Genomic DNA, 21,757 nt, shown 5'->3' with positions numbered 1-21,757 from the left:
GACCGGGGCTCCGCCCCGCTTGCAGAACGCGGCCTCGTGCCGCGTTTTTCTTTTTGCGGCGTCCGAAATACGGCTTAGCTGCCTGCAATTACCGCGAAAACAACGCTTTTTCCGAAAATAGTTTCCATGCCTGAACTTTTTCTGTAAATTCACGGCAGATGTTGAACGCCATCACTCCTTTTTCACAAATAAAATGCGGCGTTCACGCAACATCGGCTTGATTTCGAAAATTATTTTCGAAGTCATTTCGACAATGACCGGGATCTCGGCACTTACCGAACAGATATGCATATTGTCAGTCTGGCTCTGTCGGTAAATTTGCCACCGGAAATTACATTCCATAGGGAAAGTAAGGATCTGGACTGTTTTTTCTTGCCGCCATGGCTAGAAAGACTGACCAGTAAATGTTCTTTAGCTCTACTAAATAACGCTAAAAGGAACATTCATTAGCCTCTTTTCAGGATTGCTCTTTAGTTATTTTCGGTTACACTTCGTTACAAAGCGTCGATCTCAAAACTCGTATTCTGCAACTTTCCAGCAGGAACAACTGCTGACAAGAACTTGCTTACGAGGACATCGACATGCAACAACTGCGTCAAATCGCATCGCGCAACACCCAATTTTCCGCATCGCGTCTGACCGCTACCGTTCTGCTGGCATTCGCAGGTGCGGCGACGGCTTCCGCAGCCACGCTGTCGGTCGGTCCGGGCAAGACCTATGCAAAACCGTGCGCGGCCATCGCTGCCGCCCACGATGGCGACGTCATCGAAATCACCGGTAACACCACCTACAGCGGCGACGTCTGCTACATCAACCGCAACAATCTCACCATCCGCGGCGTCAACGGCCGTCCGAAAATCGACGCTGCGGGCAAGAACGCCGGCGGCAAGGGCACGTGGGTCGTCGACGGCAACAACCTGACGGTCGACAACGTCGAAATGGTTGGCGCGAAGGTGCCCGACGCGAACGGCGCAGCCTTCCGCCTCGAAGCCACCAATTTCACGCTGCGTAACGCGTTCATCCACGATAACCAGAACGGTATCCTGGCCAATGCCAACACGAACAGCGACATCCTGATCGAGTACAGCGAGTTCGGCCACAACGGCGCCGGCGACGGCCAGTCGCACAACCTGTACATCGGCCACGTGAAAAGCCTGACGTTCCGCTACAGCTTCTCGCACGACGCCAACGTCGGCCACAACCTGAAATCGCGCGCGAACACCAATATGATCGCGTACAGCCGCTTCTCGAGCCTGAACCCGGGCGAAACGGGCAGCACCGCCGCCGGCAAGCCGTCGTTCGAGATCGACCTGCCGAACGCCGGCATGTCCTACGTGATCGGCAACGTCATCCAGCAGCCGGCGTCGAATTCGAACTCCACCATGCTGGCCTACGGCGAAGAAGGCGCGACCAACACCGGCAGCAACCTGTACGTCGTCAACAACACGTTCCTGAACGATATGGGCAGCGGCGGTACGTTCCTGTTCGTCAGCGGCAAGGTGCCGACCGCGGCCCTCGCCCAGAACAATATCTTCGGCGGCGTGGGCACGTTCAGCACCCAGTCGACGACCATCGACAAGACCAACTATCGCGCCGCCGCGCCGAGCTTCGTCAACCGCGCCGCGTACGACCTGCATCCGACCGGTTCGCTGATGATCAATACCGCGTCCACGCCGGGCACGTCGGCCGCGGGCGTGTCCCTGACGCCGGTCGCGCAATACAAGTCCGTCGCTTCGGGCGATGCGCGTCCGGTGGTCGGCCTGCTCGACATCGGCGCGTACGAAGCGGCCACGACGGCGACCACGACCACCACGACCACGACGCCGACGTGGACGCTGTGCGCGAAAGAAAACGGCACCTGCTCGTACAGCGGCAAGCGCGAAGTCCGCTACGGCACCAGCACGGTCTACACGTCGAAAGTGCTGACCGGTCCGGTCGCCTGCAACAACGCCACGTTCGGCGATCCGGCGCACGGCTACGTGAAGTCGTGCTGGTACTCGAGCGTGACGCAGTAATCGCCCCGCCCCGGCGCCGTCCGACGGCGCCGACAAAAAAGGCCGCGAATTTCGCGGCCTTTTTTTGTTGACGACCCGGCGCTTACCAGATGATCACGCGGTCCTGCGGCGCCAGGTACATCTTGTCGCCCTGCTTGACCTTGAAGGCGTCGTAGAAGCCCGGCTGGTTGCGCAGCGTGCCGTTGGCGCGGAACTGGCCCGGCGAGTGCGGGTCGACCTTCACCTGGACGATCTGCTGCTGCTCGCGCATCTTCATGCGCCACACCTGCGCCCAGCCCATGTACAGGCGCTGCTCGCCCGTCAGGCCGTCGATCACGGGGGCCTTCTTGCCCTTCAGGGAGATCTTGTAGGCCTTGTAGGCGATGGCGAGACCCGAGTTGTCGGCGATGTTCTCGCCCAGCGTCAGTTCGCCGTTCACGTGGTAGCCCGGGAGCGGCTCGAACTGGTTGTACTGGTTGACCAGCATCTGCGTCTTGGCCTTGAAGTTCTTGTGGTCCTCAGCCGTCCACCAGTCGCGCAGGTTGCCGTCGCCGTCGTACTGGGCGCCCTGGTCGTCGAAGCCGTGGCTGATTTCGTGGCCGATCACGGCGCCGATGCCGCCGTAGTTGACCGCGTCGTCCGCCTTCGCGTCGAAGAACGGCGGCTGCAGGATCGCGGCCGGGAACACGATCTCGTTCATCTCCGGGTTGTAGTACGCGTTGATGGTCTGCGGCGTCATGCCCCACTCTTCGCGGTCGATCGGCTTGCCGAGTTTATTCAGCTCGCGGTTGTACTCGACGTCGCGCGAACGCATCACGTTGCCCACCAGGTCGTCACGCTTGACGACGAGGGCCGAGTAATCCTTCCACTTGTTCGGATAGCCGATCTTCGGCGTGAACTTGGCCAGCTTGGCCTGGGCTTCCTTCTTGGTGGCCGGCGACATCCAATCCAGCTTGTCGATGCTCTGCTTGTAGGCGGCCAGCAGGTTCTTGACCAGCGCTTCCATGCGCGCCTTGCGCTCCGGCGGGAAGTACTGGGCGACGTACAGCTTGCCCAACGCCTCGCCCTGCGAACGCTCGATCGCGCCCACGCCGCGCTTCCAGCGCGGTTCCATCTCCTTCACGCCCGACAGGGTCTTGCCGTAGAAATCGAAGCGTTCGTCGACGAAGGCCTTGTTCAGGTAGTTCGCGTAGGCGTCCACCAGGTGCATCGTCAGGTAGGCCTTCCAGGTGTCCAGCGGGGTCTTGTTGGAGATCTCGGCGAAGCCCTTCAGGTAGGTCGGCTGGCTGACGATCACATAGGTCGTCTTGCCGGCGATGCCGGTGGCCTGCAGGTAGCTGCTCCAGTCGTAGTCCGGGGCGACCTTGGCCATGTCGGCCAGCGCCACCTTGTTGTAGGCCTTGACCGGATCGCGCAGTTCGACCTTGGTCCACTGCACCTTGGCGATCTCCGTCTCGAAGTCGACGATGGCTTTCGCGTCCGCGCCGGCGTTCTTGTCGCCGGCCATGGCCAGGACCTTCTCGACGTGGGTCAGGTACTTGGCTTTCGCGTCGGCCAGCTTGGCGTCGTCCGCCTTCAGGTAATAATCGCGGTCGGGCATGCCCAGGCCGCTCTGGTAGATGTCGGCGACGTACTTGGTCGAGTCCTTGTTGTCCTGGTGGATGCCGAAGTCGTACGGCACGTTCACGCCGATCCTGGCCAGGTGCGCCAGCAGCGCGGGCAGCTCGGACTTGTCCTTCAGCGCGGCGATTTTCGCCAGTTCGCCGTTGAGCGGCGTGATGCCCAGCTGCTCCAGCTTCGCTTCGTCCATGAAGCTGGCGTAGTAATCGCCGATGCGCTGGGCGTCCGTGCCCTTGGCCGGCTTGCCCGCGGCGGATTTCTCGATGATGCCGCGCAGCTGCGGCAGCGTGTCGTCGCGCAGCTTGGCGAACGAGCCCCAGCTCGATTTGTCGGCCGGGATCTCGACCGTCTTCATCCACTTGCCGTTCAGGTAGTCATAAAAATCGTCCTGCGGGCGCACGGACGGATCGATGTATTCGGTGGCGATGCCGGCGGCCAGCGTGTGGCCCTTCTTGATCGCCGTGTTCTTGGCGGCGGCGCCTTCCGCCGCATGGCCGGCGTTGGCAAACAGCGCCAGGGTCAAGGCGCTCAACAGATAGTGCTTCTTCATCTCTTCATCTCCCTCGGGTTGTTATGGGTGGGATGGGTGGGGCCGGCGGTGGTACCGCCGTCCCCGATTATCGCTGATGGCGATGGTTTTTTGTTACCAGATCGTGACGCGCTGCTCCGGCGGCAGGTACATTTTGTCGCCTTCCTTGACGCCGAACACCTCGTAGAAGGCGGCCTGGTTGCGCAGCGTGCCGTTGGCGCGGAACCGTCCCGGCGAGTGCGGGTCGGTCTTGACCTGCACGACCTGCTGGGCCTCGCGCATCTTCGAGCGCCACACCTGGCCGAAGCCCATGAAGAAGCGCTGGTCGCCGGTGAGGCCGTCGATCACGGGTGCTTGCTCGCCCTTCAGCGAGATTTTATAGGCCTTGTAGGCGATGGCCAGGCCGGCGTTGTCGCCGATGTTCTCGCCCAGCGTGAGGGCGCCGTTGACGTGGTAGCCCGGGATCGGTTCGAACGCGTCGTACTGCTTGACCAGCATGTCGGTCTTGGCCTTGAAGCGGGCCCGGTCCTCGGCGGTCCACCAGTTGCGCAGGTTGCCGTCGCCGTCGGACTGGCTGCCTTTGTCGTCGAAGCCGTGGCCGATTTCGTGGCCGATCACGGCGCCGATCGCGCCGTAGTTCACGGCGTCGTCGGCTTGCGCGTCGAAGAACGGCGGCTGCAGGATCGCGGCCGGGAACACGATCTCGTTCATGCGCGAGTTGTAGTAGGCGTTCACCGTCTGCGGCGTCATGCCCCACTCTTCGCGGTCGATCGGCTTGCCCAGCTTGTCGACGTTGCGGTTGTAGGCAAAGATCGCGGCGCGTTCGACATTGCCGACCAGGTCGTCCTGCTTGATCGCCAGGCGCGCATAATCGCGCCACTTGTTCGGGTAGCCGATCTTGGGCGTGAACTTGGCCAGCTTGGCCTGGGCTTCCTTCCTGGTGTCGGGCCCCATCCAGTCGAGGTGGTCGATCGATTCGCGGTAGGCGGCCAGCACGTTCTTGACCAGTTCCTCCATGCGCGCCTTGCGCTCCGGCGGGAAGTACTTGGCCACGTATTCGCGGCCCAGCGCCTCGCCCAGCGCCCCTTCGACGACGGCCACGCCGCGCTTCCAGCGCGGACGGTTGACGTCCACGCCGGTCAGCGTCCTGCCGTAGAAGTCGAAATCTTCGTCGACGAAGGCCTGCGACAGGTAGGGCGCGTACTCGTGCAGCAGCTGCCACTGGAAATAGGCCTTGACGGTTTCAAGGTCGGTGTCCGCGAGGACCTTGTCGAACGCTTGCAGATAGCTCGGCTGGCCGACGATCACGTAGCCGACCTTGTTGCCCACGCCGGCGGCGCCCAGCGCCGTCTTCCAGTCGTAGCCCGGCGTCAGCGCGGTCAACTGGGCCACGTCCATCTTGTTGTAGCTCTTGTTCGGGTCGCGCAGTTCGACCTTCGTCCACTGCGCCTTGGCCAGCGCGGTCTCGAACGCGACGATGGCTTGCGCCTTCGCTTGCGCGTCCTTGTCGCCGGCCAGCGCAAGGATGTTAGCCACGTGCCGCTCGTACTTCGCCCTGGTGGCCGCCATCCTGGCGTCATCGAGCTTCAGGTAGTAGTCGCGGTCCGGCATGCCGAGGCCACCCTGGCGGACGTAGGCGGCGTACTTCGTCGACGCCTTGGCGTCCTGCGCCACGCCGATGCCGTACGGGGTGGCGACGCCGATCCTGGCCAGGTGCGCGATCAGGTCCGGCACGCCCTTCTTGTCCTTCAGCGTGCGGATGCGGGCAAGCTCGCCGGTCAGCGGCTTGTAGCCCAGCGTCTCGAGCCTGTGCTCGTCCATGAAGCTGGCGTACAAGTCGGCGATCTTCTGCGCGTCGGTGCCCGGCTTCTTGTGCGGGTCCTGCCGGACGGCGTCAATGATGCCGAGGAGTTGCGGCTGCGTGTCCTCGCGCAGCTTCATGAAAGTGCCCCAGCTCGACCGGTCCGCGGGAATCTCGGTCGCCTTCAGCCATTTGCCGTTCAGGTAAGCGAAGAAATCGTCCTGCGCGCGCACGTTCGGGTCGATGTATTGCGTGTCGATGCCGGAACGGTCCGTCGTCGCGGCGCCCGCGGATGCGCAGGCGGCCAGCATGGACAGGGTCAGGGTGCTGAGAAGGTTTCGTTTCACGGAAGTCCTTGGTGATGCGGGTAAAAGCGGCTTGTGGCCATCGGCGAATGTAACACGGCCCGGCTTGCCGAATCCGGGCCGGTTGGGCATCTGCGACATCTTGTGTCGCAGCGCGTGAAGAAGTTGGTAACTGAAGAAGGCGGCAGCAGCTGCATTGCTGCCTGGATCAAACCAATTCTAGCGGGGAAGAATGGCCAGGATGCAGGTTTAGGGCGTTTTTTACTTAACGATACATGGTATGCATGCCCGGGCCGTTCAGCCGCCGAAATTGATCGACGCGCCGCCGGGTCCGCCCATGCCGCCCATGCCGCCGCGGCCGTGGCCGCCCATGCGTCTGTTGCCGCGTTCGCCACCACGTTCCCCGCCGCGCTCGCCGCCCGGATGCCCGTCCGGCACCACGCGCATCAATTGTTCGCCGACGAAGGTCGCCACCTGGACCCGCTGCTTGTCGTCGAGCGCGTCGTTCACTTCCAGCCACGCTTCGCGCAATTGCTTGTCCTCGGCGTTCGTCGCCGCGCTTTCCGCCTCGACGGCCCGGTTCAGGTCGCGCAATTCGACGTCCGGTTTGGCCAGCAGCGCCTTGGCCTGTTCCTGCAGCGCCTCGCGGCGGCGCAGGCGCTCGCGCAGGATGGAGCGCGAGCGGCCTTCCATCTGGTTCCACAGCGTCTGCTGGTTGGGCGTGAGGTTCAGGGATTTCTTGACGTCGGCGGACATGAACAGCAAGTCGTCGACCCGCAAGTCCATCAAGGGAACGGCGAACGACGGGGCGGCGCTGCCGATGGCGAACGCGCACAGGAGGACACGGGCAAACCGGGACGGGGTCATCTTCAAGCTCCAGGCATAAAAAAGCCCACGGTGGGGGAACCGTGGGCAAAGACCACTTCAAGAGTGGAGAGAGAGAAAAACTGATGAGAACTATATGCCCCTCTCCCCACCCTGTCCGGGCACTTTACAAATGCTTACGCGCTGTTTGTTGGGGGATACACGGATTTACAGGAACCGGGAGTTTGTATGGACGCATCCCGGACAGCGCAAAAGACAAAGGCTGCCGAAGCAGCCTTTGTCTTTACATGGACAGCGCACCGGATCAGGTATTGAGCTGCTCCGCGTCGCCCAGCTTGTCCTTGTACGAATCGAAGATCTTGACGAGGGCGTCGCGCATCGAGACTTCCGGCTTCCAGCCCAGTTCCGAGACCGTGTTCTCGATCTTCGGCACGCGGTTCTGCACGTCCTGGTAGCCGGTGCCGTAGTAGGCGCCCGAGCTCGTTTCGACCAGTTTCACCCGCTTGGCCGTGTCGCGGTATTCCGGATACTCGGCGGCCAGGTCCAGCATCATGCCGGCCAGTTCGCGGATCGAGTAGTTATTGGTCGGGTTGCCGACGTTGAAGATCTTGCCGGTGGCACGGCCGTCCTTGTTCTCGATGATCTTCATGAGCGCCGAGATGCCGTCGTCGACATAGGTGAACGAACGCTTCTGCTGGCCGCCGTCGACCAGCTGGATCGGTTCGCCGCGCACGATGTGGCCCAGGAACTGGGTCAGCACGCGCGAGGAACCCTCTTTCGGCGTGTGGATCGAATCCAGGCCGGCGCCGATCCAGTTGAACGGACGGAACAGCGTGAAGTTCAGGCCTTCCATGCCGTAGCCCCAGATCACGCGGTCCATCAGCTGCTTGGCGCAGGCGTAGATCCAGCGCGGCTTGTTGATCGGACCGTAGACCAGTTCCGAGTTCTCCGGGTCGAATTCGGCGTCGTGGCTCATGCCGTAGACTTCCGACGTCGACGGGAAGATCAGGTGCTTCTTGTACTTGGCGGCCGAACGGACGATCGGCAGGTTCGCCTCGAAGTCCAGTTCGAAGACGCGCAGCGGCTCCTTCACATAGGTCGACGGCGTCGCGATCGCCACCAGCGGGAGGATCACGTCGCACTTCTTGACGTGGTATTCGACCCACTCCTTGTTGATGGTGATGTCGCCTTCGAAGAAGTGCATGCGCGGCTTAGTTACTGGATTAGCGAGCAGATCCTGGATCCGATCGGAGCTCATGTCCATGCCATACACTTCCCAATCGGTCGTCTCCAGGATGCGTTTGGAGAGATGGTGGCCGATAAAACCATTGACGCCGAGGATGAGGACTTTTTTCATTTCAGGTAGGAAACATTTTCACGTATCGCCCGATTATACCACTGCGCAAATTCACGCAAGCCCGCCTCCAGTGACGTCGTGGGCTTGTAACCCACCCAGGCCTGCAGCTTGCTCGTATCGGCATGCGTGGCCGGCACGTCGCCCGGCTGCATCGGCTGGAAATCCAGCTGCGCCTTGACGTCGAACGCGCCCTCCAGCGTACGGATGAAATCCAGCACCTGCACCGGCGTCTGGTTGCCGATGTTGAAGATGGCGTGCGGCGGCTTTCCTTCCGGCGTGGTCGGCTTGAACAGCAACCGCACGACACCTTCGACGATGTCGTCGATATAGGTGAAGTCGCGGTACAGCTTGCCCTCGGCGAACACGGGGATCGGCTCGCCCGCGAGCATCTTGCGCGCGAAGCTGAAATACGCCATGTCCGGCCGGCCCCACGGTCCGTACACCGTGAAGAAGCGCAGGCCGGTCGTCGGGATGCCGTACAGGTGGCTGTACGAATGGGCCATCAGCTCGTTCGACTTCTTCGTCGCGGCGTACAGCGACACCGGCGCGTCCGTCACGTCGTCCTCGCTGAACGGCGTCTTGGCGTTGGCGCCGTAGACACTGCTGCTGCTGGCATACAGCAGGTGTTCCACCTTGTGGTTGCGGCAGGCTTCCAGCATGTGGCCGAACGCGACGAGGTTCGCCTGCACGTAGGCGGCCGGGTTCTTCAGCGAATAGCGTACGCCGGCCTGGGCGGCCAGGTGCACGACGAGCGCCGGCTTGACACGGTCGAACAGCGCGGCCACCTGCTCGCCGTCGCTCAGCTCGACGGTCTCGCACGGCACGCCGGCCGGCTTCAACAAAGCTTCGACGCGGTGGTGCTTGAGCGCCGGGTCGTAGTAATCGTTGAAATTGTCGCAGCCGACAACGGTGTACCCCATGGCGGTCAGGCGCACCGCCACCGCGCTGCCGATGAAGCCGGCGGCGCCGGTGACGAGGACCGTGCCTTTATTGCTCGCTGCCGTCATTGGGCGGCTTTCCCGGAGCGGCGGCCGATGCCTTCGTAGACGAGGCCGGCGGCGCTGAAGGCTTCCGGATCATAGATGTTGCGGCCGTCGAACACGGCCTTCAGTTTCAGGGTCTCGGCCAGGAACGGCAGGTCCGGCGCGCGGAATTCCTTCCATTCCGTGACCAGCACGAGCACGTCCGCGCCTTCGGCGGCTTCGCGGGCCGACGGGACGATGCGCAGGCGGGTGTTGCACAGCGCTTCGCCGTGTTCTGCCACCAGGACACGTTGCGCTTCCGTGCTGGCGACGGGGTCGTACGCGACCACGTTGGCGCCCGCGTCGAACAGCGACTTGATCAGGATGCGGCTCGGCGCTTCGCGCATGTCGTCCGTGTTCGGCTTGAACGACAGGCCCCACAGGGCGATCGTCTTGCCCTTCAGCTTGTCCGCGCCGCCGAAGAAGCGCACCAGCTTCGTGTACAGCACGTTCTTCTGCGCGTCGTTGACGGTCTCGGTCGCGGTCAGCAGGTGCAGCTGCTGCTTGTGGTCGGACGCCGTCTTGATCAGCGCCTTGACGTCTTTCGGGAAGCAGGAACCGCCATAGCCCATGCCTGCGTACAGGAAGTCCGGGCCGATGCGCGGGTCCATGCCGATGCCCAGGCGCACGGCCTCGATGTCGGCGCCCAGCAGTTCGGACAGGTTCGCCAGCTCGTTCATGAAGCTGATGCGGGTGGCCAGCATGGCGTTCGCCGCGTACTTCGTCAGCTCGGCGCTGCGGATGTCCATCTCGACGAATTTCTCGTGGTTGCGGCTGAACGGCGCGTACAGCTGGCGCATCTGCTTGCCCGCCTCAAAGTCGTCGAAGCCGACCACGATGCGGTCCGGCTTCATGAAGTCGTCGATCGCGGCGCCTTCCTTCAGGAATTCGGGATTGCTGACGACGTGGAACGCCACGTTGACGCCGCGCTTTTCGAGCTCGCCCGCGATCGCGCGCTTGACCTTTTCAGCGGTGCCGACAGGCACGGTCGACTTGTCGACGATCACGGCCGGCTTCGTCAGGCGCTCGCCGATGCTGCGCGCGGCCGACAGGATGTGGGTCAGGTCGGCGCTGCCGTCCTCGTCCGGCGGCGTGCCGACGGCCAGGAAGATGATGTCGGCGTGGCTGACGGCATCGTCGTAGTTCGACGAGAACAGCAGGCGGCCGGCGGCGGCGTTGCGCTGGACGAGGTTGTCCAGGCCCGGTTCATGGATCGGGATGATCCCGTCCTTCAACATCGTGATCTTGCGCGTGTCGACATCCAGGCACAGCACGGTGTTGCCGACGTCGGCGAAGCAAGCGCCAGACACCAGTCCGACGTAACCAGTCCCGATAACTGAAATTTTCATGATTTCTACAGATTGAGGTGTTGGACAATGAGACGCCCGCGCTGCATGCCGGTTCGCCACATGAGGGAATGGGCCGGTGGCCTTACCGCCGGGCTAAAAACTAGACGAATTTATCATAGATTTCTGACGAGCACGCTACACGTTTGCTTTTTTGCTATTAAACTACCGCACGTTTCGCCAGAAATTGCAAACCATTACATAATAGGTGGTAGGCTCTGCCCTCCTTCCGCCCAGCGAAGATCGTCGATGAAGCTCCTTACATTCAGTTCCCTGTTCCCGAACACGGTCAAACCCAGCCACGGCATCTTTGTCGAGACCCGCCTGCGCTACCTGCTCGCCAGCGGACAGGTCGAATCGAAAGTCGTCGCGCCCGTGCCCTGGTTCCCGTCCCAGCACCCGCGCTTCGGCGACTACGCGGCCTTCTCCAAGGTGCCGGCCGCGGAAACCCGCTACGACATCGAGGTCACGCACCCCCGCTACCTCGTCATTCCCAAGGTCGGGATGACGGCGGCACCGTGGCTGATGGCCCAGGCCTGCAAGAAAGAGATCGGCCGCATCATCGACGAAGGCTATGACTTCGACGTCATCGACGCGCACTACTTTTATCCGGACGGCGTCGCCGCAGTGATGCTGGGCAAGTATTTCAACAAGCCCGTCGTGATCACGGCCCGTGGCACCGACATTAACCTGATTCCGCAGTTCGCGCTGCCGAGAAAGCAACTCATGTGGGCGGCAAACAACGCCGCCGGCATGATCACCGTCTGCCAGGCGCTGCGCGAGGAGATGATCGGCCTCGGCATTCCCGGCGAGCGCATCGTCGCGCTGCGCAACGGCGTCGACCTGCAGCGTTTCGTACCCATGGACCGGGCCGCCGCGCGTGCCCGGCTGGGCATGGACGGATTTACGGTCATTTCCGTCGGTGTGCTGGACCCGCGCAAGGCGCACGATCTCACCATCGGCGCGCTGCCGATGTTGCCCGACGTAAAACTGCTGATCGCCGGCATCGGTCCGGAGCGCAAGAAGCTGGAAGCGCTGGCCGCCAGCCTGGGCGTGGCCGATCGCGTGTCTTTCCTCGGCGCCGTCCCCCAGACCGAGCTCAAGCATTACTACAACGCGGCCGACGCGATGATCCTCGCCTCCAGCCGCGAAGGCTGGGCCAATGTCTTGCTGGAATCGATGGCTTGCGGCACGCCGGTCGTCGCGTCCAACGTCTGGGGCACGCCGGAAGTCGTGGCCGCGCCGGAGGCCGGCGTGCTGATGAAGGAGCGCACGGCCAAGGGCATCGCGGAGGCGCTGACGGCACTGCGCCGCAACGACCCGGACCACGCCGCCACCCGCCGCTATGCCGAAGGTTTCAGCTGGGACGACACGACCAATGGCCAATTGACGTTGTTTTCGCGCATCATCAACAGCCGCGGCAGCTTGCCGGCCGGCCGCCGCGCCGTCGCCTGACGGCGTTCTCGCGGTCCGGGTGCCACACCCGGGCTGCGGGACGGTTATACTGGACCGCAGTCTCCATTCGTTCCATCGCCCATGCGCTCCAGCTTCAAGAACGTCGCCCTCATCACGCTCGGTGTGATCCTCGGGGTCGGCGTCACGATGCAATACTCCGCCCTGGCCAACAAGCCGGTGGACGGCATGCCCGTCGACGGCCTGCGCCAGCTGGCCCACGCCTACAACACGATCAAGGCCGACTACGTCGAGCCCGTCGGGGACCGCAAGCTCATCACGCAAGCCATCGCCGGCATGGTGGACGCGCTCGACCCGCACTCGGCCTACCTGGACCGCAAGGCCTACCGCGAGCTGCGCGAGGGCACGGAAGGGAAATTCGTCGGCCTGGGCATCGAGATCAACCAGAGCGAGGAAGGCTATGTCCGCATCGTCACCCCGATCGAGGACGCGCCGGCCGCCCGTGCCGGCATCCAGGCCGGCGACCTGATCACGCACATCGACGGCGCGCTCGTGACGGACATGGACCTGGACGAGGCCATCAAGCGCATGCGCGGCGAGCCGCATACGAAGGTCGTCCTCACCGTGCTGCGCAAGAATGCGCCCGCGCCGCTGACGTTCACGATCGTGCGCGACGAGATCGTACAGAAAAGCGTCAAGGGCAAGATCGTCGCGCCCGGCTACGCCTGGGTGCGCATCTCGCAATTCCAGGAGCCGACCGTCGAGGATCTCGCCAACAAACTGGCCGAGCTGGCGCGCGCGGAGCCGGACCTGAAGGGCCTCGTGCTCGACCTGCGCAACGACCCGGGCGGCCTGCTGCAGGGCGCGATCGGCGTGGCGGCCGCGTTCCTGCCCAGGAATGCCGAGATCGTGTCGACAAACGGCCAGCTGGAAGATTCGAAGGCCCGGTTCTACGGCAACCCCGACTACTACCTGCTCAGCCGCGGCAACGATCCGCTCGACAAGGTGCCGGACCTGTGCAAGACCATTCCGATGGTCGTGCTGGTGAACACGGGTTCCGCGTCGGCGTCCGAAATCGTCGCCGGCGCCCTGCAGGACCACAAACGCGCCCTCATCGTCGGCAGCCAGACGTTCGGCAAGGGTTCCGTGCAGACGATCCGCCCGCTGGCGGGCGACACCGCGGTCAAACTGACGACGGCGCGCTATTACACGCCGAGCGGCCGCTCGATCCAGGCGCGCGGCATCGTGCCCGACATTCCCGTCGACGAGAACGCCGACGGCGACGGCCTGAACGCCCTGCGCATGCGCGAGGCCGACCTGCAGCACCACCTCAAGAACGACACCAGCCGCGCGCCCGAGGACGCGACGAACCACGACGACATCGAAGAACAGATGCGCATCCTGGCACTCGAACGCACCCGCAAGCCGCTCGAATTCGGCAGCGCCGACGATTTTCAATTGACCCAGGCGCTGCATCATCTGCAGGGCTTGCCGGTGCAGTTGTCGAAGCACGCCACGTCGTCGCCCTCGCTCGCGCAGCAAGTGCACGAGAAGATGCGCTGATTCCGCACAAGGCCCGTACTGACGGGCTTCCTGTCGAATAGACCCTCGGTTCCCACCCTCGGTGCGATTGTGTAGAATCGCCTGATTCGGGGAGTGTTGCCTCCCGTTACTGGAAATGAAAGTCAAACATGAAATCTGTCGTCATCAGCGGCACCGGCCTGTTCACGCCACCGAATTCGATCTCCAACGATGAGCTGGTGACGGCCTTCAACCAATACGTCGAACTGTTCAACGCCGAGCACGCGGACCGGATCGCGGCCGGAGAACTCGCCGCGCTGGAACCGTCCAGCAGCGCCTTCATCGAAAAAGCGTCGGGCATCAAGTCGCGCTACGTGATGGAAAAGGCCGGCATCCTCGATCCGGCCCGCATGACGCCGCGCATCAAGGAGCGCGCCGACGACGAACTGTCGCTGCAGGCCGAGATCAGCGTGGCCGCCGCGCGCCAGGCCCTGGCCCGCGCGGGCCGCACGCCGGCCGACATCGACATGGTCCTCGTCGCCGCCAGCAATATGCAGCGCGCCTACCCGGCGATGGCCGTCGAGGTGCAGGACGCGCTCGGCATCGAGGGCTTCGGCTTCGACATGAACGTGGCCTGCTCGTCGGCGACCTTCGCCATCCAGACCGCGGCCGCCGCCGTCCAGACGGGCCAGGCGCGCGCCGTGCTCGTGCTGGATCCGGAAATCACGAGCGCCCACCTGAACTTCCGCGACCGCGACAGCCATTTTATTTTCGGCGACGCGTGCACGGCGATGGTCATCGAGGCGGCCGACACGGCCACGAGCGCGCATCAGTTCGAGATCCTCGAATCGAAACTCAAGACGAAGTTCTCGAACAATATCCGCAACAACTTCGGCTTCATGAACCGCTTCGACGAGGACGGCATCGGCCAGCCCGACAAACTGTTCCGCCAGCAGGGCCGCAAGGTGTTCAAGGAAGTGTGCCCGATGGCGGCCGCGATGATCCGCGACACGGTCGAAGGCGCGGGCCTGCACATCGGGGACATCGCCCGCTTCTGGCTGCACCAGGCCAACCTGAGCATGAACCAGCTGATCGTGCGCACCCTGCTGGGCCGCGACGCCACGCCGGAGGAAGCGCCGGTGATCCTCGACCGCTACGCGAACACGTCGTCGGCCGGTTCGATCATCGCCTTCCACTCCTACCAGGACGATCTGCCCAGCGGCACCAATGGCGTGATCTGCTCGTTCGGCGCGGGGTATTCGATCGGCTGCGTCGTCGTGCGCAAGAAGTAGCGTTACGCGTGGGCGGAGGGCCGCCCACCCTACCCGTAGTTCCAGTCCTACAAAGGTGCGCTCCCTGTTCCTCTGGAAGAGCGGATTCCCCGCGCGCATGATCCTCCTGTCAGCGCATCAGCATGCGCAGCTCACAGGAGGACACCATGTCGAAACAAAAGGGACCGGACACCACGCATTCGCGCGGCATCGCCAAGGAAAAGACCGTCACCGTCGCGGCAGACAGCCAGCAGCCGCGCGCGCCGGGCTGGGTGGCGCCGGGCAGCGCCAACGTCCAGTCGGCGAACATCGAACAGCTGGGTGCCTCCTTGCGCGCCCGCGGGTCGCTGCAGGGTGGCCTCGAGAATCCGAACGTGGGCAGCCAGCGCGGCGGCGCCGGCGCCCAGCAGGCCGGCTGGAGCGCGCGCCAGAGCGCGCAGCGCATGCAGGCGCGCGGTGAGGAAGACCGCCTGAACGCGTCGCGCCAGTCGGGCTACGGCGGCATGGAATCGTCGACCGGATCCCGGCAAAGCGATATCAACGCCCCGCGCCAGGGCGACCAGACGGCGCAGCCGGGGTCGGATTCTCGCAGCAAGAAGAGCAAGAAAAAAAGCACCGGAGCCGGACAGTAAATCGAACGCCGTATCGGCGGCCCGCCTTACAGACGCGCCGCCAGCGCCGCCCCTTCCCGGATCGCCCGCTTCGCATCCAGCTCCGCCGCCAGCGCCGCACCGCCGATCTTGTGGAACGCCGGCCCGCCCCGTTGGTCTTCCGGCGGCATCAGTTCCGCCAGGCTTTCCTGCCCGGCGCAGATCACCACATTGTCCACTTCCAGCAGCTTGGCCTGGCCGCCCACCGTGATGTGCAGCCCCGCGTCGTCGATGCTGTCGTACTGCACGCCCGCCAGCATGACGACGCCGTTGCGGGCGAGCGTCGCGCGGTGCACCCAGCCCGACGTCTTGCCCAGGCCCGCGCCCGGTCGCGTGGTCTTGCGCTGCAGGAGCCAGATGCTGCGCGCCGGCGCCGCGCCTTGCGGTTTCACGAGCCCGCCCGGCGTGGCGACGTCGAAATCGACGCCCCATTCGCCGGCCCAGTCCTGGACCGGTTGCGGCCGCGGTGCAGTAGCGTCGTGGATCAGGTATTCGGCCGTGTCGAAGCCGATGCCGCCGGCGCCGACGATCGCCACCCGGCGGCCGACCGACGCCCGGTCGCGCAGCACGTCCAGGTAGGACAGGACTTTCGGATGGGCGATGCCCTCGATGCGGGGATGGCGCATGACGACGCCCGTCGCCACGATCACGTCGTCGTATCCCGCCGCGACGAGTTGCTCGCGCGTGACGCGCTGGCCCAGGCGCACCTCGACACCCGTCAACTCCAGTTGGCGGCCGAAATAGCGGATGGTCTCCGCGAATTCCTCCTTGCCGGGAACACGCATGGCGACGTTGAACTGGCCGCCGATGCGGTCCGCCGCGTCGAACAAGGTGACGGCATGGCCGCGCTGCGCCGCCACCGTCGCCGCGGACAGGCCCGCCGGTCCGGCGCCGACGACGGCGATGCGCTTGCGCCGCGCGGTGGGCGCGTACACGAGCTCCGTCTCGTGACAGGCGCGCGGGTTCACGAGGCAGCTCGCGCGCTGGTTGGCGAACGTGTGGTCGAGGCAGGCCTGGTTGCAGGCGATGCACGTGTTGATGCGGTCCGCTTGTCCCGCCGCGGCCTTGTTCACCCAATCGGGATCGGCCAGGAACGGCCGCGCCATCGACACGAGGTCCACGCCGCCCGTGGCCAGCAGGCGCTCGGCGTCGGCCGGCATGTTGATGCGGTTCGACGCGACGACCGGGATGTTCACCGCCGCGCGCAGCCGCGCCGCGACGGATGCGAACGCGGCGCGCGGCACCGACGTGACGATGGTGGGGATTCTCGCCTCGTGCCAGCCGTAGCCCGTGTTGAGGATCGTGGCGCCGGCGCCTTCCAGCGCCCGCGCCACCTGCACGATCTCGTCCCACGTGTTGCCGCCGTCGACGAGGTCCAGCACGGAATGGCGCACCATGACGATGAAGTCGCGCCCGACGGCCGCGCGGATGCGGCGCACGATCTCCACCGGCAGGCGCATGCGGTTCTCGATCGATCCGCCCCAGGCGTCGCCGCGGCGGTTCGTGCGCGCGCACAGGAACTGGTTGATCAGGTAGCCCTCGCTGCCCATCACCTCCACGCCGTCGTAGCCGGCTTTCCGGGCGAGGCGCGCGCAGCGGACGTACGATGCGATGGTCGACTCGATGCCGCGCGCCGTCAGCGCGCGCGGGCGGAACGGAGAGATCGGCGACTTGACGTTGGAGGCGGAGACGACGAGCGGCTGGTAGCCGTAGCGGCCCGCGTGCAGGATCTGCAGCAGGATCTTGCCGCCCTCCTCGTGCACGGCGCGCGTGACGCGGCGGTGGTTGAACACGTCGCCGCGGAAGTTCAGCGTGCCGCCGAACGGCAGCAGCCAGCCCTGGCGATTCGGCGCAATGCCGCCCGTGACGATCAGGCCCGCGCCGCCGCGCGCCCGCTCGCGGTAGAACGCGGCCAGTTTGCCGTAGTTCCAGAAGCGGTCTTCGAGGCCCGTGTGCATGGAGCCCATGATCACGCGGTTCTTCAGCGTCGTGAAGCCGAGATCGAGGGGAGACAGCAGGTTCGGATAAGCGGTGGCGGGGAGCGAAGCGGTCATGGGCGCGGCTGGAGTGGCAATCCCGGCATTACACCGGGATTTCCTGGAGCCGGGCTTCTAATCGCTCACGCGGGATAACTCTCCGGCGTGCGCAGTTCGGCGAACTGCTCGATGCTGCCGATGCGCACCGTGACGGGATTCAGGCTCGTATGCGGCGCCAGCGAGCGCCAGGCGAATTTCCACTCCTTTTCGCGGGCGTCGCCCGCCGAGCCGGTGAACGCCTGGCCGAGGCGCGAGCGCACGCCGTATTCGACGGGACCGTCGATGCCGGCCCAGTTGGGCAAGGTGCGCTGGACGGCGCGGTGCAGGCGCTCGCCGAATTCCTCCGTGTTGTGGATGACGAGGCAGCTGTCGGCCGGGCCGAGGACGTCGAACAGGTTGCGGTTCCAGGCGGTGGAGAACGACAGCGTCAGGAAGCCGTTTTCCGGCTGGAGTTTGAACTGGCCGGCGGACAGCGCCAGTTCCAGCTCGGCGCGCAGGCCGTAGCGGTGCAGGGTGGGGGGGCGTTGATAGTCGTGCATGATGGTCTCGATTCGTGAGTCTAGTCTGGCCGCGCCGGAGCGTCGTGACGGTGGATGTGCATGTAGCGGAACGAGACGGATACTTCGCGCAGCAGGAAAAGGAAACTGGCAATCAGGGCGATCATGGCGATCACGAACATGCCGGCGATGTAGCGGTCCAGCGGCAGGTCCGCGGTATCGCCGAGGAACAGGCCGGCGATGATCATGCAGATCAGGAAGCCGCAGCAGGTGCTGGACGTGATCGCATAATTGATCAGCCGCCAACGCTGGTACAGCACGTCGAGCTCCTCGCTGCACTCCGGATCCGGCCCCTTGCGCAGCTCGACCTTGAGGTCGCGGGTACGGTCGATGATGCGCGCCAGGCGGTTCATCAGGACCGTCAGCTTGGTCGCCACGCCCGTGAGCAAAAACACGGGCGCGATCGCCAGCTGGATGACATGGCCGATGTCGTTGGTCTGGATATTCATGCGGGTAGCTTGTCGTTATTGTAAGAAGCTGGGGACAGTGTAGCAGGCGGCGGCCTGGGTCCCGCGCCTGGTTTCAATCGAAGCGGCCGTAGCGTTTGAACTGTTCCGTGGCGGCGACGAGCGCGCGGGCGATGCCCACCTCCAGCGCGCCGTGACCGGCGTCGGGAATCATGCGCAGACGCGACCCGGCCCAGGCCTGGTGCAGGCGGTAGGCCGACAGCGGCGGGCAGATCACGTCGTAGCGGCCCTGCACGATCACGGCCGGCAGGTGGGCGATGCGGCCGACGTCGCGCAGCAGCTGGTCCGGCTCGAGGAAGCCACGGTGCGCCATGTAGTGCGATTCGAGCCGGCCCACGCCCAGGTCGAGCGTGTCGGACATGTGTTCCTCTTCCTGCGGCAGCAGGAACACGCGGCGGCCCTCGAAGCGGCTCCACGCGCGCGCGGCGGGCCAGTACTGCTGCGGATCGTCGCACAGCAGGCGCTTCGCGTATGCCGCCAGCAGGTCGCCGCGCTCGTCAAGCGGGATCGGCGCGATGAAATCGTCGTACAGCTCCGGATAGAACCACTGCACGCCGTACAGAAAAAATTCGATCTCGGCCGGGGTGCAGAGAAAAATCCCGCGCAGGACGAAGCCCAGGCAGCGCTCCGGATGCGCCTGTCCGTAGGCCAGCGCCAAGGTCGAGCCCCACGAGCCGCCGAACACGAGCCAGCGCTCGATGCCGAACATCGCGCGCAGGCGTTCGATGTCCTGGATGAGCAGCTGCGTCGTGTTGTTGCGCCACTCGCCCAGCGGCGTCGACTTGCCGGCGCCGCGCTGGTCGAACAGGATCACGCGGTACGTGGCCGGGTCGAAGAAGCGGCGGTGCTGCGGCGACAGTCCGGCGCCCGGGCCGCCGTGCAGGAACACGACGGGGATGCCGTTCGGGTTGCCCACCTCTTCCCAATAAATCGTGTGCAGGTCGTCCACGGCCAGCATGCCGTGGCGATTCGGGAGGATGGGCGGGAACAGCGACGGCGGGGTGGCGGGCATGGCGGATCGGTCAGCGAAAAAACGACAACCGATTGTAGCCTACCGCCCGGCCGTTCTAGAAGAAAGTGTTGAGCGCGAATTCCACGGCGTAGTCGTCGTCCACGGCCAGCAGCAGCGGCCAGCGGTCGAACGTCGTGCACGGATGCGAGATGCCGCAGCCGACCAGGTCGCCCACCGCGAGCATGTCGCGGATCGGGCCTTCCGGCAGCTGCAGGTAGGCGTGCTGGTCGTTCATCTTGACGATCTCGCAGCCGTCCGGCAGCCCGTGCGCGGCGCCCGGGCCGGGATGGTGGTGCCACAGCGGCAGCGGCAGGCCGGCGTCGTGCGACGCGTCGCGCTTGCCCATCGTGAGGATCGCGAGGCCCGGTTCGGGACGCGACAGCACGACGCTCCAGATCTCCAGCGCCGGCCGCAATCCGTGGTCCGGCGCCGTGCGTTCGCGCGCGTCGAGCGCCGCGATGTGGCGCTGGTACATGCCGTGGTCGCTCGTCAGGTAGCAGCCGCTGCGCAGCACGGGAACGAGCGGCAGCGACAGGCCGTGCAGTTCCTGGAAGCCGCGCGCGACGAGGTCGAAGTAGGACGAGCCGCCGGCCGTCACGAGGATCTCGCGCGCGCCGAACAGGCCTTCGTCGTCGGCCTCGCGCACGAGCGCGCACAGGCGCGCGACGAAGCTGGACACGGCGCGCAGGTCGGCGTCGTGGTCATCCGACACGAGCAAACCTTCATAGCCTTCGAAGCCGGCCAGCACGAGGCCCGGCGCCCGTTCGACGGCGCGCGCCACCGTCAACGCTTCCTCCGGCGTGCGGCAGCCGGCGCGCTTGCCCGACAGGCCCAGCTCGACGAGCACCGACAAGGGCCGCGTGAGCGGATGATTGTCGACTTCCTCGGACAGGCGCGCGACGCCCGCCAGCGAATCGGCCAGCACGACGCATTCGAAGCCAGGATCCTCGTGCAGCAGTTGCAGCACCATGCGCACGTCGCTGCGCGCGACGAGCTGGTTCGCGACGAGCACGCGGCGCACGCCGAAGCGGTGCGCCACCCGCACCTGCACGGCGTTCGCCAGGGTGATGCCCCAGGCGCCGTTGGCCAGCTGGGCGCCGAACAGCTGCGGGCACATCGTCGTCTTGCCGTGCGGCGCGATGCGCACCCCGTGACGCGCGCAGAAGTCGCGCATCCATTCGAGATTATGGCGCAGCGCGGACGTTTTCAATACCGCGACGGGATAGCTCGTATCGCCATGCAGCACGTTCCACCCCTGCACGCCGATGGCGCCCTGGCGCAGCGGCGCCGTCAACGGCAAGCCCTTCACGCCGGGCTGCAGCATCTGTTCTTCCAGGCTGGACAAGGCGAGTGCGCCGTGCGGCAATGCGTTCATGGTGTCCCCTTCTCGGTTGGCGTCGACCGCATGATCGTAGCAGAGTCGTCACGCGTCGAGGCTGCGCAATTCGTCCTCGAGGTCCACGCGCAGCAGGCCCGGCGTCGGCATCACGCCTTTCGAGCCAGGGGTGCGGAAGATGCCGGGCACGAGGCCGTCCTGCTGCAGCTGGGGCAGCAGCTCGCCCAGCAGCTCGTCCAGCGAAAACGCGTGCGGCTCATAGCCTTCCCACTCGAATTCGGCGCACAGCTGGGCGAATGCGCGGTCCGGCCACATCGCGAACACGAGCGTGCCGTCATCCTTCTTCGCCAGCGCCCAGCCGTTACGGTACAGGCCCCACACGACGCCCGTGGCGGCCACCCGCTTGACGAAATATTCATAGCGCTGCGGCGCCGGCAAGCGCACCACGGCCTTCACTTGTTCAGTATCGATCATCGCCCAGTCCCTCGCACGCCCGGCGGCGGCCCTCGCCACGAGCATACGACACATGGCCCCACCGCCGGCGCGCAAGCCAAATTCGGGCCCCAAATTCGGGGTCAGAGCATATTTTTTTCGAAATTCGGGGTCAGAGCACTTTTTCGCGGCGAGCGTGGACGCAACGGTGTTGTGCCAATCGCGCGGCTTTCGCATCGAATCGACGAGGTTACGCTTTCAGA

Annotated in this window: 17 protein-coding genes; 5 read left to right on the top strand and 12 right to left on the bottom strand. The window is 64.9% G+C overall.

Annotated elements, in window-relative coordinates; translation table 11 throughout:
• The first annotated feature begins 581 nt into the window (after window positions 1-581).
• Complete coding sequence (locus tag ISF28_RS20565) at window positions 582-2,015, top strand: right-handed parallel beta-helix repeat-containing protein (RefSeq protein ID WP_198119050.1); 1,434 nt, start codon at window positions 582-584, stop codon at window positions 2,013-2,015.
• An 82-nt stretch (window positions 2,016-2,097) separates the two neighbouring features.
• Here ISF28_RS20565 and ISF28_RS20560 read toward each other — a convergent pair whose 3' ends face one another.
• The 6 genes from ISF28_RS20560 to ISF28_RS20535 all read right to left on the bottom strand — a co-directional run bounded on the left by ISF28_RS20560 (window position 2,098) and on the right by ISF28_RS20535 (window position 10,802).
• On the bottom strand, window positions 2,098-4,164 hold the full coding sequence (locus tag ISF28_RS20560) for a M13 family metallopeptidase (protein WP_198119049.1): 2,067 nt from the start codon (window positions 4,162-4,164) through the stop codon (window positions 2,098-2,100).
• A gap of 93 nt (window positions 4,165-4,257) precedes the next feature.
• Window positions 4,258-6,291 carry a M13 family metallopeptidase gene (locus tag ISF28_RS20555; protein WP_370663476.1) on the bottom strand — a complete coding sequence of 678 codons (2,034 nt, stop codon included), beginning with the start codon at window positions 6,289-6,291 and terminating at the stop codon, window positions 4,258-4,260.
• A 255-nt stretch (window positions 6,292-6,546) separates the two neighbouring features.
• On the bottom strand, window positions 6,547-7,116 hold the full coding sequence (locus ISF28_RS20550; RefSeq protein WP_198119048.1) for a Spy/CpxP family protein refolding chaperone: 570 nt from the start codon (window positions 7,114-7,116) through the stop codon (window positions 6,547-6,549).
• 262 nt (window positions 7,117-7,378) lie between these two features.
• Complete coding sequence (locus tag ISF28_RS20545) at window positions 7,379-8,431, bottom strand: bifunctional UDP-4-keto-pentose/UDP-xylose synthase (protein WP_198119047.1); 1,053 nt, start codon at window positions 8,429-8,431, stop codon at window positions 7,379-7,381.
• The gene (locus ISF28_RS20540) at window positions 8,428-9,438 is read right to left on the bottom strand and encodes an NAD-dependent epimerase/dehydratase family protein (RefSeq protein WP_198119046.1); all 1,011 of its coding nucleotides are present in this window, start codon (window positions 9,436-9,438) and stop codon (window positions 8,428-8,430) included. The genes ISF28_RS20545 and ISF28_RS20540 overlap by 4 nt, the downstream gene beginning before the upstream one ends.
• The gene (locus tag ISF28_RS20535; RefSeq protein ID WP_198119045.1) at window positions 9,435-10,802 is read right to left on the bottom strand and encodes a UDP-glucose dehydrogenase family protein; all 1,368 of its coding nucleotides are present in this window, start codon (window positions 10,800-10,802) and stop codon (window positions 9,435-9,437) included. The genes ISF28_RS20540 and ISF28_RS20535 overlap by 4 nt, the downstream gene beginning before the upstream one ends.
• Window positions 10,803-11,048: 246 nt before the next feature.
• Here ISF28_RS20535 and ISF28_RS20530 point away from each other — a divergent pair, with 246 nt between their 5' ends.
• The 4 genes from ISF28_RS20530 to ISF28_RS20515 all read left to right on the top strand — a co-directional run bounded on the left by ISF28_RS20530 (window position 11,049) and on the right by ISF28_RS20515 (window position 15,636).
• Window positions 11,049-12,254, top strand: a complete 1,206-nt coding sequence (locus ISF28_RS20530; protein ID WP_198119044.1) for a glycosyltransferase family 4 protein — start codon at window positions 11,049-11,051, stop codon at window positions 12,252-12,254.
• 81 nt (window positions 12,255-12,335) lie between these two features.
• Window positions 12,336-13,775: a S41 family peptidase gene (locus tag ISF28_RS20525; RefSeq protein WP_198119043.1), complete on the top strand. Its 1,440-nt coding sequence runs from the start codon at window positions 12,336-12,338 to the stop codon at window positions 13,773-13,775.
• Between the two features lie 128 nt (window positions 13,776-13,903).
• Complete coding sequence (locus ISF28_RS20520) at window positions 13,904-15,025, top strand: beta-ketoacyl-ACP synthase III (RefSeq protein WP_198119042.1); 1,122 nt, start codon at window positions 13,904-13,906, stop codon at window positions 15,023-15,025.
• Window positions 15,026-15,171: 146 nt separating this feature from the next.
• Complete coding sequence (locus tag ISF28_RS20515; protein ID WP_229519242.1) at window positions 15,172-15,636, top strand: hypothetical protein; 465 nt, start codon at window positions 15,172-15,174, stop codon at window positions 15,634-15,636.
• Between the two features lie 26 nt (window positions 15,637-15,662).
• On the opposite strand, the gene ISF28_RS20510 is transcribed toward ISF28_RS20515, so the two are convergent.
• The 6 genes from ISF28_RS20510 to ISF28_RS20485 all read right to left on the bottom strand — a co-directional run bounded on the left by ISF28_RS20510 (window position 15,663) and on the right by ISF28_RS20485 (window position 21,536).
• Entirely contained in the window at window positions 15,663-17,708 is a 2,046-nt protein-coding gene (locus ISF28_RS20510; RefSeq protein ID WP_198119040.1) for an NADPH-dependent 2,4-dienoyl-CoA reductase, read from the bottom strand.
• Window positions 17,709-17,773: 65 nt separating this feature from the next.
• Window positions 17,774-18,229: a hypothetical protein gene (locus tag ISF28_RS20505; protein ID WP_198119039.1), complete on the bottom strand. Its 456-nt coding sequence runs from the start codon at window positions 18,227-18,229 to the stop codon at window positions 17,774-17,776.
• Between the two features lie 20 nt (window positions 18,230-18,249).
• A complete protein-coding gene (locus tag ISF28_RS20500; RefSeq protein ID WP_198119038.1) occupies window positions 18,250-18,696 on the bottom strand; it encodes a DUF2721 domain-containing protein in 447 nt (148 codons plus the stop codon).
• A gap of 73 nt (window positions 18,697-18,769) precedes the next feature.
• Window positions 18,770-19,726: a prolyl aminopeptidase gene (pip, locus tag ISF28_RS20495; protein WP_198119037.1), complete on the bottom strand. Its 957-nt coding sequence runs from the start codon at window positions 19,724-19,726 to the stop codon at window positions 18,770-18,772.
• A gap of 55 nt (window positions 19,727-19,781) precedes the next feature.
• Window positions 19,782-21,101 (bottom strand): amino acid deaminase, encoded by a 1,320-nt coding sequence (locus ISF28_RS20490; protein WP_198119036.1) that lies wholly within the window; start codon window positions 21,099-21,101, stop codon window positions 19,782-19,784.
• A 48-nt stretch (window positions 21,102-21,149) separates the two neighbouring features.
• Window positions 21,150-21,536 carry a DUF2750 domain-containing protein gene (locus tag ISF28_RS20485; protein WP_229519241.1) on the bottom strand — a complete coding sequence of 129 codons (387 nt, stop codon included), beginning with the start codon at window positions 21,534-21,536 and terminating at the stop codon, window positions 21,150-21,152.
• Window positions 21,537-21,757: the final 221 nt, after the last annotated feature.

Source organism: Massilia rhizosphaerae, from assembly GCF_016093545.1.
Lineage (GTDB): Bacteria > Pseudomonadota > Gammaproteobacteria > Burkholderiales > Burkholderiaceae_D > Telluria > Telluria rhizosphaerae.
The sequence above is the reverse complement of the archived record's forward strand: the minus strand, read 5'-3'. Positions and strand labels throughout refer to the sequence as shown.